This is a genomic window from Frondihabitans sp. PhB188 (genome assembly GCF_003752365.1).
Classification (GTDB): Bacteria; Actinomycetota; Actinomycetes; order Actinomycetales; family Microbacteriaceae; genus Frondihabitans.
Window position 1 is genome coordinate 471,712 of record NZ_RJUO01000004.1, and the last position, 18,221, is coordinate 489,932.

General features: G+C 69.5%; 13 protein-coding genes. 9 read left to right on the top strand and 4 right to left on the bottom strand.

Annotated elements, in window-relative coordinates; all coding sequences use genetic code 11:
* Positions 1–137 precede the first annotated feature (137 nt).
* Positions 138–977, bottom strand: a complete 840-nt coding sequence (locus EDF46_RS14425; protein WP_123506988.1) for a Bax inhibitor-1/YccA family protein — start codon at positions 975–977, stop codon at positions 138–140.
* A gap of 200 nt (positions 978–1,177) precedes the next feature.
* On the opposite strand from EDF46_RS14425, the gene EDF46_RS14430 reads away from it, so the two are divergent.
* Complete coding sequence (locus tag EDF46_RS14430) at positions 1,178–2,182, top strand: glycerophosphodiester phosphodiesterase family protein (RefSeq protein WP_123506989.1); 1,005 nt, start codon at positions 1,178–1,180, stop codon at positions 2,180–2,182.
* A gap of 37 nt (positions 2,183–2,219) precedes the next feature.
* Complete coding sequence (locus EDF46_RS14435) at positions 2,220–4,697, top strand: ATP-dependent helicase (protein WP_123506990.1); 2,478 nt, start codon at positions 2,220–2,222, stop codon at positions 4,695–4,697.
* A 53-nt stretch (positions 4,698–4,750) separates the two neighbouring features.
* Here the strand turns inward: EDF46_RS14435 and EDF46_RS14440 are convergent, their stop codons facing one another.
* Complete coding sequence (locus EDF46_RS14440) at positions 4,751–6,754, bottom strand: hypothetical protein (protein ID WP_123506991.1); 2,004 nt, start codon at positions 6,752–6,754, stop codon at positions 4,751–4,753.
* 280 nt (positions 6,755–7,034) lie between these two features.
* On the opposite strand from EDF46_RS14440, the gene sucC reads away from it, so the two are divergent.
* The 7 genes from sucC (at position 7,035) to EDF46_RS14475 (ending at position 17,182) form a co-directional block, all read left to right on the top strand.
* On the top strand, positions 7,035–8,213 hold the full coding sequence (sucC, locus tag EDF46_RS14445) for an ADP-forming succinate--CoA ligase subunit beta (RefSeq protein WP_123506992.1): 1,179 nt from the start codon (positions 7,035–7,037) through the stop codon (positions 8,211–8,213).
* 13 nt (positions 8,214–8,226) lie between these two features.
* The gene (sucD, locus tag EDF46_RS14450) at positions 8,227–9,120 is read left to right on the top strand and encodes a succinate--CoA ligase subunit alpha (RefSeq protein ID WP_123506993.1); all 894 of its coding nucleotides are present in this window, start codon (positions 8,227–8,229) and stop codon (positions 9,118–9,120) included.
* 234 nt (positions 9,121–9,354) lie between these two features.
* Positions 9,355–10,785 carry a DUF6350 family protein gene (locus EDF46_RS14455; RefSeq protein WP_123506994.1) on the top strand — a complete coding sequence of 477 codons (1,431 nt, stop codon included), beginning with the start codon at positions 9,355–9,357 and terminating at the stop codon, positions 10,783–10,785.
* 65 nt (positions 10,786–10,850) lie between these two features.
* Complete coding sequence (gene purN / locus EDF46_RS14460) at positions 10,851–11,444, top strand: phosphoribosylglycinamide formyltransferase (protein WP_123506995.1); 594 nt, start codon at positions 10,851–10,853, stop codon at positions 11,442–11,444.
* Entirely contained in the window at positions 11,441–13,105 is a 1,665-nt protein-coding gene (purH, locus tag EDF46_RS14465; RefSeq protein ID WP_123506996.1) for a bifunctional phosphoribosylaminoimidazolecarboxamide formyltransferase/IMP cyclohydrolase, read from the top strand. Before purN ends, purH begins: the two co-directional genes overlap by 4 nt.
* A gap of 451 nt (positions 13,106–13,556) precedes the next feature.
* Positions 13,557–15,368 carry an ABC transporter ATP-binding protein gene (locus EDF46_RS14470; RefSeq protein WP_123506997.1) on the top strand — a complete coding sequence of 604 codons (1,812 nt, stop codon included), beginning with the start codon at positions 13,557–13,559 and terminating at the stop codon, positions 15,366–15,368.
* Entirely contained in the window at positions 15,365–17,182 is a 1,818-nt protein-coding gene (locus EDF46_RS14475) for an ABC transporter ATP-binding protein (protein WP_123506998.1), read from the top strand. Before EDF46_RS14470 ends, EDF46_RS14475 begins: the two co-directional genes overlap by 4 nt.
* A 57-nt stretch (positions 17,183–17,239) precedes the next feature.
* On the opposite strand, the gene EDF46_RS18765 is transcribed toward EDF46_RS14475, so the two are convergent.
* On the bottom strand, positions 17,240–17,638 hold the full coding sequence (locus EDF46_RS18765) for an MGMT family protein (protein WP_233580047.1): 399 nt from the start codon (positions 17,636–17,638) through the stop codon (positions 17,240–17,242).
* Positions 17,625–18,104 carry a GNAT family N-acetyltransferase gene (locus EDF46_RS14485; RefSeq protein WP_123506999.1) on the bottom strand — a complete coding sequence of 160 codons (480 nt, stop codon included), beginning with the start codon at positions 18,102–18,104 and terminating at the stop codon, positions 17,625–17,627. Before EDF46_RS14485 ends, EDF46_RS18765 begins: the two co-directional genes overlap by 14 nt.
* Positions 18,105–18,221: the final 117 nt, after the last annotated feature.

Consider the following 18,221-nt stretch of genomic DNA (forward strand, 5'->3'; position numbering starts at 1 on the left):
CTCGGGCGGGGCGTGCGTGCCGCGAAGTGGCTCTGCCCGTCGCCCTGCCGGGCGCAGGCCGACGCGCACGGCCACCTCGCGCGCCCGGGCACACGAAAGGGCCGCCCTCCCGGAGGAGGGCGGCCCTTCAGCGACGGCTAGTTGTTGCCGCGCAGGATCGCGAGCATGCGCAGGATCTCGGTGTACAGCCACACGATCGTGACGACGAGGCCGAAGGCGGCCTGCCAGCCGAAGATGCGCGGGGCGCCGTTGTCGACGCCGACCTTGATCTGCGTGAAGTCGAGCACCAGCGAGTACGCGGCGAGCAGCACCACGACGATGCCGATCCAGAAGCCGAGCGGAATCCCGAGGAACTCGATCGAGCGCAGGCCGAACTGGCCTGAGGTGACGCCGGTCAGCTGCAGGACGAAGTTGATCAGCGAGAAGACGGCGTAGCCGACGATGGCGACCAGGAAGATCTGCGTCGCGCGCTTGGAGGCGCGGACCTTGCCCGACGCGAACAGGGCGAGCGTCACGGCAAAGACGCCGAGCGTGCCGAGGACCGCCTGGATGACGATGCCATCCCATCGCGACTCGAAGATCGCCGAGATGCCGCCGACGAAGATGCCCTCGAAGCCGGCGTAGGCCAGGACCAGCGCGGCGGACGGCCTCTTCTTGAAGATGTTGACCATCGCGAGCACGAACCCGACGATGGCGCCGACGAGCATGAGCTGCGGAACCCACCAGCCGACGGCGGCGCCGGCGAGAAGGACGACGAACGCGCCGAACGTCTTCGCGATGGTGTCTTCGTAGGTCATGCGGTCGGTCTGATCGGGCGACGCGCTGGGCTTGCTGTAGAGCTCCTGGAGCTGCTCGGCCGTCATGTCGGCCTTCGCGAGCGACAGTCCGGCGTTCTGCTCCTGACGCCACTTGTTCAGGTCATTGCCGTTGTTCGAAAAGGCCGGCGACTGACTGAAGCCGGGATTCGAGTGAGCCATTGGGTCCTCCGGGGATCCGTTGCTGGTGGGTGATGCAGTGGTGATCGGTGCGTGGTGATCGCTGATGCCTTGTTGAGCGTTCACTGTATCGGCACCTGTCGCGAGAGCCCTGAGAATATGCCTGATGAGAGGCTGATTCGCGAGAGGCGAACATGCACATCGTGCAGAGTTGCGGCTCACAGTGCGGCTAGCGTTGACGCGTGAGCCACGAACCCCTCGTCATCGCCCACCGCGGAGCCAGCGGACACCGCCCGGAGCACGGCCTCGACGCGTACCGTCTCGCGGTCGAGCTCGGCGCCGACGCGATCGAGCCCGACATCGTCGCGACCCGCGACGGCGTGCTGGTGCTGCGGCACGAGAACGAGATCTCCGGGACGACGGATGTGGGGCGGCGTTCCGAGTTCCTGCGCCTGAAGACCACGAAGGAGGTCGACGGAGCCGTGCAGACCGGATGGTTCACGGAGGACTTCACCTGGGCCGAGCTGTCGACGCTGCGCGTGCGCGAGAGGCTGCCGGAACTGCGCCCCGCCAGTGCGGCCCACGACGGGGAGGGCGGGATCCTGCGCCTGAGCGACCTGCTCTCGCTTCTCGACGGCGATGAGGCCCGCGCCCGCGGGGTCGGGCTGGTGGCCGAGGTGAAGCACGCGACGTACTTCGACTCGATCGGCCTGCCGCTCGGCGAGCTCGTCGCGGCCGAGCTGGCTGCCGCGGGCTGGACGGACGACCCCCGCCTCACGTTCGAGAGCTTCGAGCGGACCGTTCTCGACGACCTCCGCACCCGCGGCGCGGGCGGCAGCTACGTCTACCTGCTCGACGCCGAGGGAGCCGCCTACGACCTGGTCTCGCGCGACGGCTCCGCGGCCTCGACGTACGCGTCTCAGCTGACCGCCGCCGGTCTCGACGGCCTCGCGTCGGGGCTCGACGGGATCTCAGTGCCGAAGAAGATGCTGCTCGGGCCGACCGGCGAGGCCGACCCGGCCCTGGTGGGCCTCGCTCACGCTCGAGGGCTAGCGATCTACACGTGGACCCTCCGCCCCGAGAACGCCTTCCTGGCCAAGTCGAACCGGTCGGGCGGCGCTCGCGCGGAGCACGGCGACTGGCGCACCGAGTTCTCCGAGATCGCCTCGACCGGCGTCGACGGGCTGTTCGCGGACTTCCCGGAGCTCGCCCGCGAGGCGCTCCGGACGGAGGTCTCCGTCGACTGAGGTCGATGTCGGTGGCGGCGCTTAAGCTTGTCGGATCATGACGATAGTGCTCGAGCCCTTCGACAACTCCGGCGAGAACCAGGCCGGCGACAGCGGTGCTCCGCGCGCCTCGTTCTCGGAGCGCCTGGTCGCAGGGCTGAACCCGCAGCAGCGCGAGGCGGTCGAGTACCGCGGCCAGTCGCTCTTGATCGTGGCGGGCGCAGGATCCGGCAAGACCAGCGTGCTGACCCGCCGTATCGCGGGACTGATTGACTCCCGCGAGGCCTGGCCCAGCCAGATCCTGGCCATCACATTCACCAACAAGGCCGCCGCCGAGATGCGCGAGCGAGTCGCGGCGTTGATCGGGCAGTCGTCCGAGGGAATGTGGATCTCGACGTTCCACTCCGCCTGCGTCCGCATCCTCCGCCGCGAGGCCGAGCAGTTCGGCTTCACGAAGAGCTTCACCATCTACGACAGCGCCGACTCGCGCGCGCTGCTCAAGCGGATCATCAAGGAGCTCGACGCCGACAGCCTCGGCTTCACCGTCAGTCAGGCCTCGGGCAGGATCTCGAAGCTCAAGAACGAGCTGAGCGACGTCGAGAGCTACTCGCGGCAGATCAACATGGGCGACCCGCAGGAGGTCATGTTCCTCGAGATCTTCCGCCAGTACACGCGGGAGCTCCAGCGGGCGAACGCGTTCGACTTCGATGACCTGATCGCGCAGACCGTCTACCTGTTCCGCGCCTTCCCGCATGTGGCGGCCGTCTACCAGCGCCGATTCAGGCACATCCTCGTCGACGAGTACCAGGACACCAACCACGCCCAGTACGCGCTCATCCGCGAACTGACCCGACCCGTCGATCCCGAGCACGTCGACGAACTGGAGCGCGGCGGCCAGTTCGTCGCGACGCTGAAGGACGGCAGCGGGAGGATCCCCGGCGCCTCGCTCACCGTCGTCGGCGACTCCGACCAGTCGATCTACGCGTTCCGCGGAGCCGACATCCGCAACATCACCGAGTTCGAGCACGATTTCCCGCACTCGAAGGTGATTCTGCTCGAGCAGAACTACCGCTCCACCCAGAACATCCTCGACGCGGCGAACTCGGTCATCGCCAACAACTTCGACCGGCAGGCCAAGAACCTGTTCACGACGGTCGGGTCGGGCGACAAGATCGTCGGGTTCACGGGCTACACCGGCCACGACGAGGCGCAGTTCGTCGCCGACGAGATCCAGGCGCTCCACGACCAGGGGACCGCCTTCAAAGACGTCGCGGTCTTCTACCGGACCAACTCGCAGACCCGCGCGCTGGAGGAGATCTTCATCCGATCCGCCATCCCGTACCGGGTGCTCGGCGGCACGAAGTTCTATGAGCGCGCCGAGATCAAGGACGCCATGGCGTACCTCATCTCGGTTGCCAACCCGGCCGATCCGATGGCGCTCCGTCGCATCATGAACACGCCGAAGCGCGGCATCGGCCCCGCGACCGAGACGGCGCTGCAGCGCTACGCCGACACGAACGAGGTCGGCCTCCGCGACGCCATGCGGAATGCGGGCGAGCTCGGTCTCGGGCCCAAGGTGACGGGCGCGATCACGGGACTGGCCAAGCTGCTCGACGACGTCAGTGCGACGTCGGCAACCGATCCCGTGAGCGACGTCCTCACCGCGCTCATCGAGGGAAGCGGCCTCGTGGCGGCCCTCCGCGCATCGCGCGACCCGCAAGACGAAGCGCGCGCCGAGAATATCGAGGAGCTCGTCGCCGTCACGCGCGAGTTCCAGAAGAACAACCCCGAGGGCACGCTCCTCGACTTCCTCACGGAGGTCACGCTGGTCGCCGCGGCTGACGATCTCGACGACACCAGCGGCACCGTCTCGCTGATGACCCTTCACACCGCCAAGGGTCTGGAGTACGAGGCGGTGTTCCTGACCGGGGTCGAGGAAGACCTGCTCCCGCACCGCATGTCGGCGTCCGAGCCCGGCGGCCCGGCCGAGGAGCGTCGTCTCTTCTATGTCGGCATCACGCGCGCTCGTAAGAACCTCTACCTGTCGCTGGCCATGACCCGCGCGCAGTTCGGCGAGGTCAATGTCGCGATGCCCTCTCGCTACCTCCAGGAGATCCCCGCCGAGCTCATCGACTGGAAGCAGTCGCCCGGCATGGCCAACAGCCGGGGCGGCACGCAGCCGCGGGCCCTCAATGCGTCCCGCGACGGCGGATTCACCGACCGGGGCTTCGGCGGCCGACCGAGGTCGGGCGGCATGAGCGGCGGCGGCGGCATGGGCGGCGGCAGCTACGACCGGGCAGCCGCGGCAGCCAAGACGCGCCCCAAGACCGAGTGGACCAACCGCGTCACCGGCACCGTCCGCGACAACGGCGACCTCGAGCTCGAGGCCGGCGACCGCATCATGCACGTCGACTTCGGCGAGGGCAGGGTCGTGGCCGTCACCGGCAACGGGCCGCGACGCATCGCCGAGGTGCAGTTCGACGAGTCGGGGCGCAAGAAGCTGCTCATCAAGGTCGCGCCGATCACAAAGCTCTAGGGCGACGTGCCCTCCCGGGCCGTGTTCCCGGGGGCCGCGTCCGGACTCGCCGCTCACAGCGCGTCCATGACGTCGGCCTCGAGCGCCCGGCGGTCTCGGACCCTCCGGATGAGACGCACCGCTGCCAGGGCGAGGGTGCCGAGCAGGAGGGTGCCCGCGCCGGCGGCCGCGATCGGAGCGGCGCCGACGCTGCCGGTGAAGGCCAGCAGACGCGGGGGAGCGGGAGACTCCGGCGTCGGCGGCACCGCCGCGGTCGGCGTCGAGGGCGTCTCGGTCATCGGGGGAGTGACCGGAACCGGCGGAGTGACCGTGACACGCGGTGTCGGGGGAGCAGTGGGGGTCTCCGGTGTCGACGGCTCGTCGATCGCGAAGGACTCGTCGTCGTGCGCGAGCAGGTCGGCGAAGGCCGGAACCTCCTGCGAGCCGTCCTCGCGCGGGGCAGACCCCTCTGACCGGAAGACGTAGACGTAGTGCCCCGGCTCGGACGCATCGATGCACGGCGACCGGTAGGTCCCGTCAGCGGAGACGACCGTCTGGGCACGACCGGCCACCGGGTGCGACTCGAGGTCGCCCAGGTCGGTGCCCTCCGCCGGCGCCTCGGAGAACGGGCCGAGCAGGAGGGACTCCACAGGCACGTCGACGCCGGGAAATCCGTCGGCGATGAGGGTGTCGGGGACGCAGGCGCCCGGCTCGTGACTGGAGCCGTCGACGGTCGTCCTGATGGTGGGTGCCGAGGGGACGAACGACACCTCGGTGGCCGTCGCGAACGCCGACCTCCAGGCACCGACGCGGTCACGGCCCTTGGCGATCGGAGTGTCGGCAGGGTCGATCGACTCGACCCAGACGAAGTAGCCGGACGACGGCAGGGTGCACTCCTTGGTCCGGTACACGCCCGGCCCGTTCTGCACCTTCGTCGCGACGGCGCACACGACCGGCGCATCGGACGGCCAGGTCGACGACCGCTTCGGCTGCGTGGCGAACGGGCCGAGCAGGGTGCTCCGGACAGTCACCGGGATCGGCTTCGTCGTGCCGGCGGCCGCGTAGACGCCCCACTCGGTGAGCTGGTCGACGACGGGCTTGACCGAGACGGTCAGCTTGTCGGTGATCTCGGCGCCGGCCTCCGCGCTGGCCGCGCTCGTCGCCGTGACCACGCGGGGGGAGAACGGGCGGGGGGACACCGCGGTTGCCGTCGTGCTCTTCGTCGCCGTGGTGGTGGGCGCGGTCGTGAAGAGGAGCTTCTGGGTTCCTGCGCCGCTCGACCCCACGGTGACCGTCGACCGGTACGGCAGATCGCCGAACGAGACGGTCGCCCTGACGGTGTTCGTCGGGCCGAAGCCCGTGGCGCGGATGGTCTGGCTGCGCCCGTTCGCAACCGACTTGGACGTTGCCTGCCCGGTGCCGAACTTCGCTCCGGCCAGCGTGATCGTGCCGGAGTGCGTCCCGGCCGCGACCCGTGCCGTGCCGCCTTTCGACAGGGTCGTCGTCAGACCGGAGGCGACAGTCCCCGTGCCGGTCGCGCCGAGCTTCAGTGTCACGGTCGCGGCCACGGCCGTCGTGGCCTCGGCCGCTGCGCGCGCGATGAACGTGTGCGCCTTGGCTAGGACGGCATCGCGGCTGCCGTTGGCCCGGCCGGCGTAGTAGCTCAGGGTGCGGCCGTCGAGGCCGGTGATCGACCAGACAGCGAGCTGAGCGGCCGCAGCGGTGTCGGCGTTGGTCGTCCCCGCCCAGGTGCGCGAGATGAATGCCAACTTCGCCAGGTCGGTGGCGCTCAGGCCGAGACCCGGAGGGTCGGTCGAGAGCACGTAGTCGTGGCCGACGGGCGAGGCCTTGCCGACTTCGAGGCAGAACGCGAAGCGCCCGTCGGCGAGCCGGTAGGTGCCGAGCCACGAGGTGCCGTCGCCGGCCCAGAGGTGGCCGCGGCCATGGCCGGTGGACTGGAGCGCCTGCGCGGTCGTAACGGGTGAAAGGGTGACGATCGCCGCCAGGACGGCGATCAGGAGGACGAGGACACGGAGGGGGCGGCGGGAGGAGCGCTGTGGCGCGGCGAGCTGGTTCATGGCACCGACGATGCGGCAACCAGCGGATGCGCCGCGGGCCGCAGGAGGTATCTGTGGATGACTCCTCGGGTCCTGCGCCTGTGGAGAGGAGGAGGTGAGCTGTCTCCACAGGCACGCCCTCGAGTCGGGCCCGCCCGAGGCCGAGGCGCTAGGCTGACTCCGGCCCGAATGTCTCGATGTCGAGAGAGATCGAGACAGAATCCTCAGCGGCCCCGGCACGCCACAAGCGTGTTTTGGCAAGCTGAGTTCGACGCGCAGCGATGCGGATTGGAAGAACAGCGTGGATCTTTTCGAGTACCAGGCCAGAGACCTCTTCGAGGCCTACGGCGTCCCGGTCCTGCCGGGCATCATCGCCGACACCGCCGAGGAGGCGAAGGCGGCCGCCGAGAAGATCGGCGGAGTGACCGTCGTCAAGGCGCAGGTCAAGGCGGGCGGCCGCGGCAAGGCCGGAGGCGTCAAGGTCGCCAAGACCGCCGACGACGCATACAGTGCCGCCGAGGCGATCCTGGGCCTGGACATCAAAGGCCACACGGTCAAGCGCGTGATGATCGCCGGCGGCGCGCAGATCAAGCAGGAGTTCTACTTCTCGGTCCTGCTCGACCGGGCGAACCGCTCGTACCTGTCGCTCTGCAGCGTCGAGGGCGGAATGGAGATCGAAGAGCTGGCCGTCGAGCGTCCCGAGGCGCTGGCGCGCGTCGAGGTCGACCCGCTGACCGGCATCGACCTCGAGAAGGCCGTCGCGATCGCGAAGGCCGGCGGCTTCCCCGACGACCTCGTCGAGAAGGTCGCGCCCGTGCTCGTCAAGCTGTACGACGTCTACAAGGGCGAAGACGCGAGCCTGGTCGAGGTGAACCCGCTCGTACTCACCGAGCAGGGCGACATCGTCGCCCTGGACGGCAAGGTCTCGATCGACGAGAACGCCGACTTCCGGCACCCCGGTCACGCCGAGCTCGAGGACGCCACTGCTGCCGACCCGCTCGAGGCGAAGGCCAAGGCCGCAGGCCTCAACTACGTGAAGCTCGACGGCGAGGTCGGCATCATCGGCAACGGCGCCGGCCTCGTGATGTCGACGCTCGACGTCGTCGCCTACGCGGGTGAGAAGCACGGCGGCGTCAAGCCCGCCAACTTCCTCGACATCGGCGGCGGAGCCTCGGCCGAGGTCATGGCGAACGGCCTCGACGTGATCCTCGGAGACGAGCAGGTCAAGAGCGTCTTCGTCAACGTCTTCGGCGGCATCACCGCCTGCGACGCGGTCGCGAACGGCATCGTCGCGGCTCTCGGAATGCTCGGCGACGCCGCCACCAAGCCGCTCGTCGTGCGCCTCGACGGCAACAACGTCGACGAGGGGCGCCGCATCCTCGCCCAGGCGAACCACCCGCTCGTCACCGTCGTCGCCACCATGGACGAAGCCGCCGACAAGGCGGCCGAGCTGGCCTCCGCCGCCGCGGTCGAGAAGTAAGGAACAGCAACCAATGTCGATCTTCCTCACCAAAGACAGCAAGGTCATCGTCCAGGGCATCACGGGCGGCGAGGGCACGAAGCACACCGCGCTCATGCTGAAGGCCGGAACCCAGGTCGTCGGCGGCGTGAACGCCCGCAAGGCCGGCACGACCGTCACGCACGGCGATGTCGAGCTCCCCGTCTTCGGCACGGTCACCGAGGCCATCGAGACGACCGGGGCCGACGTCTCGATCGTCTTCGTTCCCCCGGCCTTCGCCAAGGACGCGGTCGTCGAGGCCATCGAGGCGGGCATCCCGCTCGTCGTCGTCATCACGGAGGGCATTCCGGCGCAGGATGCCGCCGAGTTCTGGGCGCTCGCCAAGTCGAGGGGCGGCACGACCCGCATCATCGGCCCGAACTGCCCCGGCATCATCACTCCCGGCGAGTCCCTCGTCGGCATCACTCCCAACAACATCACCGGCAAGGGGCCGATCGGCCTCGTGTCGAAGTCGGGAACCCTGACCTATCAGATGATGTTCGAGCTGCGCGACCTCGGCTTCTCGACCGCCATCGGCATCGGCGGCGACCCCGTCATCGGCACGACGCACATCGATGCGCTCGCCGCGTTCGAGGCCGACCCCGAGACCCGTGCGATCGTCATGATCGGCGAGATCGGCGGCGACGCCGAGGAGCGCGCCGCCGACTACATCAAGGCCAACGTCACGAAGCCGGTCGTCGGCTACGTCGCCGGCTTCACGGCTCCGGAGGGCAAGACCATGGGCCACGCGGGTGCGATCGTGTCCGGCTCGGCGGGCACCGCCCAGGCCAAGAAGGAGGCCCTCGAGGCCGCGGGTGTCAAGGTCGGCAAGACGCCGAGCGAGACTGCTGCGCTGCTGCGCGAGGTGTTCAGGGAGCTCGCTAGCTGAACCAGAGGGTACGGCGGCGAGCTCGCGAGCTGAACCAGAGGGCTCGGTGGCGAGCTCGCTAGCTGAACCAAAGCGCGCGGCCGCGGGCCTTTAGCCGCTGCGCCACCGTTTTCGCACTCGGACGCCGGTTGTCGCCGGTGTCGCCGTGCGAAAGCGGCGACTTCCTGAAGGGTCGCTCCGCCGTCGGCGGGGCGGCCCTTCGGCGTCGGCGGCCGCCGGTACAGTCATCGCCGTATGAACCGCCCTCTCACCGCCGTCTTCGCCGCGCTCGAGTCCTTGCTCGTCGTGGGCATCGGCGTGGGCGTCCCGGTGGTCTCGCTGACCTTCCTGTGGGCGTTCCAGTACGGCCTTCAGATCGACTGGAGCGTGTTCTGGCGGGCGGGCGCCGACGTCTGGCTGGTCGGCCACGGCGCTGACCTCACGCTGACCCTCTCGAAGTCGGCCGCCAGCGCCACGGGCATCTCCGGTGCGGGGGCGCCGATCCTGATCTCGATCGCCGCTCTCGGATTCGCGCTCACGACCTTCCTGCTCGGCGCTCGCGCGGGCCGCCGGCTCGCCGAGACGAACCACCGCGTCGTTGGCAGCGTCGCCGCGATCGCGTCGTTCGCCGTGTACGCCGCCATCGTCACCGTGACAGCGCGCCAGCCCTCGGCAGACGTGTCGCTGGTGCAGGGCACCGTCTTTCCGACGCTCTTCTTCGGCGTCCCCCTGCTCATCGCGGTCGAGGTGAACCGTCGTCGCCGGGATCAGCCGCCAGGCGTGTTCATCGGTCTGGGTCTCCGAGCATTCGACGAGATCCCGAAGGTCGGCCGTGTGGTCGCCGTCGCCGCCATCCGCTCGGGCCTGGCCGTCTCGGTCGTCGTGTTCGCCGTCGCCGGTCTGCTGGTCGCCCTGCTGCTGGCCACCCACTACGCGGCGATCATCGCGCTCTTCGAGGGCGCGCACGGCGGCGTCCTCGGCGGGCTCGCGCTGACGATCGGCCAGATCGCGCTGCTGCCGAATGTCGTGGCCTGGGCGGCGGCATGGCTCGTCGGTCCGGGGTTCGCGATCGGCGCCGGGTCGTCGGTGTCGCCACTCGCGACGACGCTGGGGCCGATGCCGGCTGTTCCCTTTCTCGGTGCGCTTCCCGCCTCGACGTCGAGCTTCGCGTTCGTCGGCATCCTCGTGCCGGTGGTGGCGTCGTTCGTCGTGGTGACGCTGTTCCGGCCGGCGCTCCAGCGGGCGCTGGGCGAAGTCGACTCGCTCCTGGTCCGCGTCATCGCGGGCGCCGCGACGGGAGTCGCGGCCGGTCTGATCATCGGTGTCACCGCTGCCCTCTCTGCGGGTTCCGCCGGACCGGGTCGCCTCGCCGACGTCGGCCCCGACGCCTTCGCAGTCGGCGGCTTCGCGGCGCTCGAGATCGGTGTGCCGGCGATGCTCGCCCTCATGGTGCGGCAGCCCGACTGGGCGCTGAGCGACCTGACGGAGGCCGTGGCCGACAGGCTGCCACGGCGGGAGGCCGAGGGCGGCGGGGCGGTTGGGGGAGCTGCAGTTCCTGCGCCCGAAGCACCGGTGAAGCCGCAGATGGCCGAGAGGGACGACGCCGTAGCCGACCACGACGACCTCACCTCGGGCCTGCCCTCTCTCGCAGACGCCCTCGACGGGGAGACCGACCGAAAGCGGTAGGGCCGACCGAAAGCGGTAGGGCCACCGAAAGCGGTAGGGCCGACCGCGAACGCTAGGCTTGACGGGTGCTCAAGCTCGTGGTGCTCATCTCCGGCGGAGGGTCGAATCTCCGGGCCCTCCTCGAGGCCGCGAGCGACGCCGACTATCCGGCCCGCGTGATCGCGATCGGCGCCGACCGCGACGCCGACGGCTTCGAGCACGCCGAGGCCTTCGGCATCCCGACGTTCTCGGTGCCGTTCACGAGCTTCCCCGACCGCGAGTCGTGGGGCGACGAGCTGCTCGCGACGATCGAGCAGTGGGGTGCCGACCTGGTCGTGCTGAGCGGATTCATGCGCCTGCTGCCGATCCGAGTCGTCGAGGCGCTGACGCCCCACCTGATCAACACCCACCCGGCGTACCTGCCGGAGTTCCCCGGCGCCCACGGCGTCCGCGACGCTCTCGCCGCAGGCGTCAGCCAGACCGGTGCCAGCGTCATCGTGGTCGACGGCGGCGTCGACTCCGGCCCGATCCTGTCGCAGGAGCGCATCCCCGTGCTCCCCGGCGACACCGAATCCACGCTCCACGACCGCATCAAGGTCGTCGAGCGGAGGCTGCTCGTGCAGAGCGTCCTCGACATCGCCAACGGAACCCTCGACCTGACGGAGAAGACCCCCGCATGAGCGGACACGCCATCGACCCCAGCCTCTATCGCGACCGCGACGCCGTGCCGATCAGCCGGGCGCTGATCTCGGTCAGCGACAAGACCGGCCTGCTCGAGCTCGCCGGCGCGCTGGCGAAGGCCGGGGTCGAGATCGTCTCGACGGGATCGACCGCTCAGGCCATCCGCGACGCCGGCCACGACGTCACCGACGTGAGCGCAGTGACCGGCTTCCCGGAGTCGCTCGACGGCCGCGTCAAGACGCTTCACCCCGGCATCCACGCGGGAGTGCTCGCCGACCTGCGCCTCGAGAGCCACGAGCAGCAGCTGCGCGACCTGGACATCAAGCCGTTCGAGCTCGTCGTCGTAAACCTCTACCCGTTCGTCGAGACCGTCGCGTCGGGTGCGGACACCCCGACGGTCATCGAGAACATCGACATCGGAGGGCCTGCGCTCGTCCGCGCCGCCGCCAAGAACCACGCCAACGTCGCCATCGCCGTGTCGCCGACGTCGTACGGCCAGATCGCCAAAGCGCTCACGCTCGGCGGCACGACACTTGCGCAGCGCCAGCGACTGGCTGGCGAGGCGTTCGCCCACACAGCCGCGTACGACACCGCGGTCGCGGCGTACTTCGCGGCGAGCGTGGGCATCAAGAACCCCGCGCAGGGCAGTGCCGCGCAGGGCAGTGTCTCTCAGGGCAGTGTCTCTCAGGAACTCGAGACTGCCGCGTTCGCCCCCGAGCTCACCGTCACCGCAGACCTCCAGCACACGCTCCGCTACGGCGAGAACTCTCACCAGGCCGCCGCGATCTACGCGCAGGCCGGCGGCACGGGCATCGCCCAGGCGACCCAGCTGCACGGCAAGGAGATGTCGTACAACAACTACGTCGACGCCGATGCGGCCGTGCGCGCGGCCTTCGACTTCGAGGCGCCGGCCGTCGCGATCATCAAGCACGCCAACCCCTGCGGCATCGCCGTGGGCGGCCTGCTCGAGGCCGACCCGATCGCCGATGCGCACGCCCGCGCCCACGCCTGCGACCCGGTCTCGGCGTACGGCGGGGTCATCGCCGCAAACCGCACGGTCACCGTCGCGATGGCCGAGACGGTGAAGGACATCTTCACCGAGGTAGTCGTGGCACCCGGCTTCGAGCCCGAGGCGCTGGCGCTCCTGCAGACGAAGAAGAACATCCGCCTGCTGCAGCTGCCCGCCGACTTCGCGCTGGGCGAGCGGGAGATCAAGCAGATCTCGGGCGGCATCCTGCTGCAGGACAGCGACCGCTTCACCGGCTTCTCGTCGGAGGGCTGGACGCTGGTCGCCGGCGACGAGGCGGACGACGCCACGCGCGCCGACCTCGAGTTCGCCTGGATCGCCTCGCGGGCCGTCAAGTCGAACGCGATCCTCCTCGCCGACGACGGCGCCTCGGTCGGCGTCGGCATGGGCCAGGTCAACCGGGTCGACTCGTGCCACCTCGCTGTGAACCGCGCGGGCGACCGCGCGCGCGGATCGGTGGCGGCGTCGGACGCGTTCTTCCCGTTCGCGGACGGACTCGAGGTGCTGCTCGCCGCCGGCGTGCGCGCCGTCGTCCAGCCCGGAGGGTCGATCCGCGACGAGGAGGTCGTCGCCGCGGCACAGAAGGCCGGCGTCACGATGTACTTCACCGGCGAGCGCCACTTCTTCCACTGAGGGCTGACGGGGCGACGGGGCCGTCAGTACTGACGAGCGCGGGATGAGAACGGATTCGTTCGGAAGCCTTGCAATCGTGACCACGGGGCCCATATCCTAAAAGGCTGCTTGCGGTCGCCTTCGAAGTGACTGCGAAATGCACCACGTGACGACATGCGAATGCGAATGCCTCGGGAGGACATGATGACGAACACAGCCCAGACCACGGTCCAGACGGTGACCGTCTTCGTGCGCGCCTCCCTCGAGTTCCGCCGCTCCCCGCGTCCCGCGACGCCAGCGGCCTAGCTCACCGGCTCCCGCACCAACCGATCACGAGCCGCGCTGACGCGCGCCTCAGGGCCTCGGCCCGCGGACACCTCCGCCTGCACCTCGCCGCGCATGACCGACGCGGGGTGACACGACCCATATCGACGGCGCTCCGGCGACCCGTCAGAACGAACCTGGATCAACCATGTCCCACCACCCCCCTCCCACCCGCAAGACGTCGACGCTGCGCACGCTGAGCCGTCTCTATCCCTTCGTGAAACCCGCGATGTCGCGCATCGTCCTCGGCATGGTCGCGGCACTCATCGCGTCGGTCGTGGCCTTGCTCATCCCGAACGTCCTCCAGCGCCTCGTCGACGGCCCGCTCTCGAGTGGGGACTCGTCGCAGGTCTGGCCGGCATTCGCAATCGTGCTGGGCCTCGGCGTCGTCGAAGCGCTGATGATCATGGGACGTCGCTGGCTCGTGCTGACGCCGAGCACGCACGTCGAGTCGAGCATGCGCAACGGCCTCTATGCGAAGCTGCAGGACCTCCCCGTCGCATTCCACGACCGCTGGCAGAGCGGTCAGCTGCTGAGCCGCTCGGTGAGCGACCTCAGCCTGATCCGCCGCTGGCTGGCGTTCGGCGTCGTGCTGCTGGTGGTCAACTTCCTGACCATCCTGGTGGGCTTCGTCGTGCTGTTCTTCTACAGCTGGCTGCTCGGCATCATCTTCCTCGTGGCGTCCGTGCCGATCTGGGTCGTGAGCATCCGCTTCGAGACCCGGTACTCGGTGATCGCCCGGCGCAGCCAGGACCAGGTCGGCGATCTCGCCACCAGCGTCGAGGAGTCGGTCCACGGCATCCGCGTGCTCAAGGCCTTCGGCCGAGGCAAGCACTCGCTCCGCGACTTCGCGAAGCGGGCCGAAGACCTGCGTGGCACCGAGATCGAGAAGTCGAAGGCTATCGCGCAGCTGTGGCTGTGGCTCCTCCTGGTGCCCGACGTGGCGTTCGCCCTGTGCCTCTTCGCGGGCATCGGGCTCGCAGCCGGCGGCAGCATGACCGTCGGCGAGCTGTTCGCGTTCTTCGCGACGGCGACCGTGCTGCGGTTCCCGGTCGAGTCGATCGGCTTCCTGCTCTCGATGACGTTCGACACGCGCACCGCCGTCGACCGATTCTTCGAGGTCCTCGACAGCGTCAACACGATCACCGACCCGGAGATCCCCAAGACGATCACCGAGCCCCGCGGGCGCCTGGAGTTCCGGAACACGCACTTCCGGTACCAGGACTCCCCGGCGCAGTTCGCCGATCTCGTCGACGGCGTCGACCTCGTGCTCGAGCCGGGCGAGACGATGGCGCTGGTCGGCCTGACCGGCTCGGGCAAGACCACGCTTCTCGCACTCGCGCCGCGGCTCTACGACGTCACCGGCGGCGAGGTGCTGCTCGACGGCGTCGATGTACGCGACCTGACCCGGGAGGAGCTCCGGCGCCACATCGGGATGGCCTTCGAGGACGCCACGCTGTTCAGCACCACGGTGCGCGACAACGTGCTCCTCGGCCGCCCCGACCTATCGGGCGACGAGGCCGAGGCGGTCATGCGCGAGGCGCTCGAGATCGCTCAGGCCGGTTTCGTCGACGACCTGCCCGAGGGCGTCGACACGACCGTCGGCGAAGAGGGTCTCAGCCTCTCCGGAGGGCAGCGGCAGCGGCTCGCCCTGGCGCGCGCCATAGCGGCGCGCCCCTCGGTGCTGGTGCTCGACGATCCGCTGTCGGCACTCGACGTCGACACCGAGGCCCGAGTCGAGGCCGGCCTGCGCCGCGTCCTCGCGGACACGACCTCGCTCATCGTGGCGCACCGCCCCTCGACGGTGAACCTCGCCGACCGGGTCGCGCTCCTCGAGAACGGCCGGGTCACCGCGGTCGGGACCCACTCCGATCTCATCGCCACCAACGACCACTACCGCTACGTGATCTCGTCGCTCGACGACGACGATCAGACCACCCGAGAGGAGGTGCTGGCATGAGCACCACGACCACCCAGGGCGTGAAGGGCGAGGAGCGCGACGACTTCTCCAAGGAGGAGAGCGCGCGCCTCCGCCTCCGCTCGCGGCGCCTTCTCGCGTCGCTCCTCGAGCCCCTGAGGGCTCGCATCGCGGTGACCGCCGTCATCGTCGTCATCTCGACGGCGGCGCAGGTCGCCGGACCGACGCTGATCGCGTACGGCATCGACAACGCGCTGCCCGCGCTGGTGAAGAACAACGACTGGATGCCCGCCATCGTGGTGGTCGGCCTCTACCTCGTGGTCGGAATCGTGGGCGCGATCCTGATGGCCCAGTACACGGTGATCTTCGCCCGGGTGAGCCAGAGCATCCTGTTCGACCTGCGCAAGCGGCTCTTCCTCCACACGCAGCGGCTGAGCCTGGAGTTCCACGAGAGCTACACGTCGGGGCGCATCATCTCCCGGCAGACCAGCGACCTGGACTCGATCCGCGAGCTCTTCGACTCGGGCATCAACCAGCTCGTGCAGGGGCTGCTCTACATGGTGTTCACCGCGATCGCCTTGGTCAGTCTCGATGCCCCGTCGGGTCTGATCCTCGGCGTCGCGCTGATTCCGTTGGTCGTGCTGACCCGCTGGTTCCAGACGCGCTCGCAGAAGCTCTTCCGGTCCACGCGCACGACGAGCGCCCGCGTGATCGTCCAGTTCGTCGAGACGATGACGGGCATCCGGGCTGTCCAGGCCTTCCGCAAGGAGGGCCGCAACGAGAAGCAGTACGGCGGCTACGTCGAGGACTACCGCAAGGCCAACTCGCGGGTGTTCCAGCTGTTCGGAACGTTCGATCCGGGACTCGTCCTCATCGGCAACGCGACACTGGCGGCAGTCGTGCTGTTCGGCGCGTTCCGCGTGATCGACGGCGGCCTCGAGGTCGGCGCCCTGCTCGCGGTGGCGCTGTACGCGAAGCGCTTCTTCGACCCGGCCGAAGAGCTGGCCATGTTCTACAACGGCTACCAGTCGGCCTCTGCCGCGCTCGAGAAGATCTCGGGCGTGCTGGAGGAGAGCCCCAGCGTTCCCGACCCGGTGCGACCCACCGACCTGTGGCACGCCAAGGGCGCGATCGACTTCGACGACGTCGAGTTCGCCTACAACAGGGACGCCATCGTGCTGCCCGAGTTCGAGCTGCACGTGCCGGCCGGGCAGACCATCGCCCTCGTCGGCTCGACGGGCGCCGGCAAGTCGACGCTCGCCAAGCTGATCGCGCGCTTCTACGACCCCTCGCGGGGCAGCGTGAAGCTCGACGGCGTCGATCTGCGCGACCTGCACCCGAAGGACCTGCGACGAGCGATCGTCATGGTCACCCAGGAGGCGTACCTGTTCTCGGGCTCCGTGGCCGACAACATCGCGCTCGGAAAGCCGGATGCCACGCGCGACGAGATCGAGCGGGCTGCCCGCGCGGTCGGCGCACACGAGTTCATCGTGGCGCTGCCCGACGGGTACGACACCGACGTGAACAAGCGCGGTGGCCGAGTCTCGGCCGGCCAGCGGCAGCTGCTCTCGTTCGCCCGCGCGTTCATCGCCGACCCGGCCGTGCTGATCCTCGACGAGGCGACGGCATCGCTCGACATCCCGAGCGAGCGGCTCGTGCAGGAGGCGCTGCAGACGCTGCTCTCCGACCGGACAGCACTCATCATCGCGCACCGGCTGTCGACGGTGGCGATCGCCGACCGGGTGCTCGTCATGGAGTACGGCCGCATCGTCGAAGACGGCACGCCCGACGACCTGATCTCGGGCACGGGCCGGTTCGCGCAGCTGCACGCGGCGTGGAGGGACTCGCTGGTCTGAGCGGGCGGGCATCGCTGGCGCCTGGTGCCCGCACGCCGCGGGTGCCAGGGTGCCTCGTCAGCTCCCGGGCGCCCACTCCGCGACGGCCAGGTCGACGCGCCACGAGGCGCCGTCGCGCGACCACCGCAGCGGCGTGCCCTCGACCCGGTACATCTCGAGGGCCCGCTGCGCGTGGCCCAACGCGGGGTGCCCGGAGGCCCGGATCACCCGCCACCAGTGCGTCTCGGCTCCGGAGTGCGCCATGACCTTGCCGACGCCGCGAGACGAGCGGGAGCCGAGCGCGGCGGCTACGCCGCCGTACGTCATGACGCGCCCCGACGGGATCGTCTCGACGACCTCGAGCACTCGCGAGAACCAGTCGTCAGGGTCGGGCTCGAGGGCCTGGGCGTCATCGGCCGCGAGTGCGACAGCATCGGCGCCGTCGGGCTCGAGCCCTTCGGCCTCAGCCCTCGTCACCCTGCGGCGACGGCGAGATGGTCAGCGCTGCGAGGTGCTCGCCGTAGGGGGTCTCGCCGATGACGGCGAAGCCGACGTGCAGGAAGAACGCCTCCGGACCGTCGTCGCCGGGCTCGTACATGACGGTCAGCCGGTCGAACCCGCGGCTGCGCGCCTCGGCGGCGAGAGCATGAACGGCGAACCGGCCGATACCGCGGCCCTGCGCGTCGGCCGACACGTTGATCCGCCAGATGCAGCTGCGAAGCGACTCGTTGTCGCTGTCGGGGTCGAAGTTGCCCATGATGAAGCCGACGACCTCGTCGCCGTCGAGCACGACGCGCGGCCACGCCGTCGACGGATTGACGTACGCCTCGGCTATGGAGTGCGAGACCGGCGCCACGTACTGCTCTTGGCCCGGTTTGAGGGTCAGCGTGTTCGCTGCGACGATCGTCCTGGCCGACAGCTCTTCGAGGCGGAGGTCACTCATGGCCACAGAGTACCGCCCGACCCGGTGGTGCGCCCCAGAGGCAGAAGAGACCTGTGGACAACCGCGCTCGTCCGTGCCGATACAGTGCTGAAGACGGGCAGATCGAGGGCGGGAGGA